This window comes from Massilia sp. Root418, assembly GCF_001425265.1.
Taxonomy (GTDB): domain Bacteria; phylum Pseudomonadota; class Gammaproteobacteria; order Burkholderiales; family Burkholderiaceae_D; genus Rugamonas.
Genome location: NZ_LMEC01000019.1, coordinates 259 through 1,159, shown reverse-complemented (window position 1 = coordinate 1,159; position 901 = coordinate 259). Strand labels below are relative to the sequence as shown.

Annotated in this window: 2 tRNA genes and 2 rRNA genes (1 of these 4 cut by a window edge); all 4 read left to right on the top strand. The window is 48.0% G+C overall.

From position 1 onward, the window contains the following. Window positions 1-91: ribosomal RNA gene (locus ASC94_RS12595) — 16S ribosomal RNA — on the top strand; the annotation flags it as partial. A 63-nt stretch (window positions 92-154) separates the two neighbouring features. Next, window positions 155-231, top strand: a tRNA-Ile gene (locus ASC94_RS12590). A 20-nt stretch (window positions 232-251) separates the two neighbouring features. Then, window positions 252-327, top strand: a tRNA-Ala gene (locus ASC94_RS12585). 282 nt (window positions 328-609) lie between these two features. Further along, window positions 610-901 (top strand): 23S ribosomal RNA (locus ASC94_RS33175); its annotated part runs 258 nt beyond the window's last position; the annotation flags it as partial.

Genomic DNA, 901 nt, shown 5'->3' with positions numbered 1-901 from the left:
AAGGAGGGCGCTTACCACGGTAGGATTCGTGACTGGGGTGAAGTCGTAACAAGGTAGCCGTATCGGAAGGTGCGGCTGGATCACCTCCTTTCTAGAGTAGGCRCCACGCCAARCGCTCACACTTATCGGCTGTTGAAGATTAAGGAACAGTAATGGGGCTGTAGCTCAGCTGGTTAGAGCACCGTGTTGATAACGCGGGGGTCGTTGGTTCGAGTCCAACCAGCCCTACCAGTCTCATTGGTAATGCCATTGGGGGATTAGCTCAGCTGGGAGAGCACCTGCTTTGCAAGCAGGGGGTCGTCGGTTCGATCCCGTCATCCTCCACCACTGCATTTACTCAAGACTACGGGTTTTCGGTAAGTGTAGTAATCGTTCTTTAAAAATTTGGAAGAAGTAAAGATTTATTATTTTCGTTTGATCGCAAGATTGAACGAGGGTAGTGATTGTATGTATCAACAAACGCAACAACGTAGTACTTCTTGCTTTATARCGGTTCTTTGTTAGTCGCAAGGAATCAATGTTATAGGGACAAGTGAATAAGTGCACATGGTGGATGCCTTGGCGATTACAGGCGATGAAGGACGTAGAAGTCTGCGATAAGCGTTATAGGGACAAGTGAATAAGTGCACATGGTGGATGCCTTGGCGATTACAGGCGATGAAGGACGTAGAAGTCTGCGATAAGCCTCGGGGAGCTGACAAACAAGCTTTGATCCGAGGATTTCCGAATGGGGAAACCCGGCCTTTTAGGTCATTGCATRCTGAATACATAGGYATGCAAAGCGAACGCGGCGAACTGAAACATCTAAGTAGCTGCAGGAAAATAAATCAACCGAGATTCCCAAAGTAGTGGCGAGCGAAATGGGAWGAGCCTGCATGATTTAGCATGACGCATAGTGGAA